Here is a 1761-nt window from a genome sequence, read left to right as displayed (position 1 = left end):
AAACTATGATATCTTTGGATACGCAAGATAACCGTCAGAACTTTGCAAAACACTAGAGCAGAGTTCTGATAGTTCAAAGATTTGGTAAAGTTTTAGTTTAAATAAAATTAATCTCAAATAACCACACTGTATCAGAAAGTTATATCTTTATCGTCCCATGAATAAATACAACGTTTTAATCACAACTGATATTAATTATCTACCTTATAGTTTTGTAACATGTCAGTCTGTTATAAATAGCATTCAACAAGATTTTGCAAATACTGACGATACAATCGTATTCAACTTATTTGTAGACAAAAGCGTAGATTTAAATTTTGTAAATAATAAATGCGAAAGTTTCATAAAACGTAATAGTTCGTCTATTATCAATATAGAGTTTAATGTAGCTATCGTTTCTGACTCTATATTTGAAGGTGCTACAGAATTTGCTGGTGGAACTTTATCAACATATTATCGTCTATTGGCAGGAAGACTTTTAAGTACTGATGTAAAGTCTGTTCTTTATTTAGATTGCGATACTTACGTGCGTAACGATATTAGAATTCTTTTTAGAGGCACCAATTTAGAAGATACTGTACTGGCTGGAGTTATTGACTATGGTATGGAATATGAATTAGAAGGCAATACTGAAATTGTAGTGAAGTCTAATGTAGCCAATAAGCCAAACCTCAGTATCTCCCTTAAGGAATATCTAAATGCTGGTGTTTTGCTTATTAATCTAGAGGAATTCAGGCAGCAAAAAATTTTAGATCAATGCTTGGATATCATAAAAAGCTACACATTGTTGGCTCATGATCAAGATCTATTAAACCTTATCGTCAAGAAAAAAACAGTATTGCCGTTGACTTGGAACTTCACCCCATTTTCTTATTTCCAAAGTTTTAATACAACAAATAATACTTTTTCTATCCTGCCGGCCAAACGTCTAACCAGTAAACAGATCAATTCAATCAACTCATTGCCAACCTTAGAGGATTTTCTTGAGTTCTCTATCAATCCTAGCATTTGCCATTTCACTAAGTTTAAACCTTGGGGAAATGCAAACTTTAATAATACGCAGCTTCCACTAAATAGTAGTCTTACAAAAATTCTTCATGAGTGGTACGAAACTGCTAACAGTGTTGTGGAGTTCGAGGATCAACTAAAGAGACTTCAATTCTGCGCGTTAAATAACCACGATCTCGTAATTTGCTTTTTAAATGACCGGATGGCTCAGTTGCGCTATGACTTAGAAAAGCAGCGTTTACGGAGAAAAAATGATCGCAGGCTTTTACTATCACTGATAGGCATCGTTTTAGTCGTGCAAATATTTACCATTCTTTGTCTATATTATTAATATATTATTCGTTACTCTCAAAAGAAATTATATTAGTTCATGAGTATCCTCTCAATCATTAATCTCTATTTATGATTAAGAGGACACTCAATATTGCTGTAATTGCATGGATTGTTGTTTTTATTTTTCCTCACTGGCCTAATTATCATTATCAGATCTGCTGGCATTACCTAGCTTATCTGCTCACATCTAAGCCTAATCTTATTTTTGCTGCCCTTTGGTCGACCACGACCACGCTTTTCAGTTGCTGATGATGCAGTTTGCTGCTTTTGTGCTGCCTGCTCGTTTGCAAGCGCAGCCTTTTTCTCGCTGCCCTTTGGACGACCACGACCGCGTTTTTCAGTTGCTGATGATGCAGTTAACTGGTTTTGTGCTGTTTGCTCTTTTGCAAGAGTAGCCTTGTTCTTGCTGCCCTTTGGACG

The 1761-nt window shown here is 35.2% G+C and carries 2 protein-coding genes; one reads left to right on the top strand and one right to left on the bottom strand.

The window, feature by feature from the left end; all coding sequences use genetic code 11:
* Nucleotides 1-157 precede the first annotated feature (157 nt).
* Nucleotides 158-1339 carry a glycosyltransferase family 8 protein gene (locus H524_RS0111875; protein WP_027940344.1) on the top strand — a complete coding sequence of 394 codons (1182 nt, stop codon included), beginning with the start codon at nucleotides 158-160 and terminating at the stop codon, nucleotides 1337-1339.
* Nucleotides 1340-1509: 170 nt separating this feature from the next.
* Here the strand turns inward: H524_RS0111875 and H524_RS17485 are convergent.
* On the bottom strand, nucleotides 1510-1761 hold a 252-nt coding region (locus H524_RS17485), incomplete at its 5' end, for a hypothetical protein (RefSeq protein WP_044122329.1).

Origin of the sequence: Anaerobiospirillum succiniciproducens DSM 6400 (assembly GCF_000482845.1) — a bacterium.
Classification (GTDB): domain Bacteria; phylum Pseudomonadota; class Gammaproteobacteria; order Enterobacterales; family Succinivibrionaceae; genus Anaerobiospirillum; species Anaerobiospirillum succiniciproducens.
The sequence above is the reverse complement of the archived record's forward strand: the minus strand, read 5'-3'. Positions and strand labels throughout refer to the sequence as shown.

Coding starts and splice junctions, on each gene's coding strand:
- H524_RS0111875 (WP_027940344.1), top strand. CDS start 158: ATGAATAAATACAACGTTTTAATCACAACTGATATTAATTATCTACCT.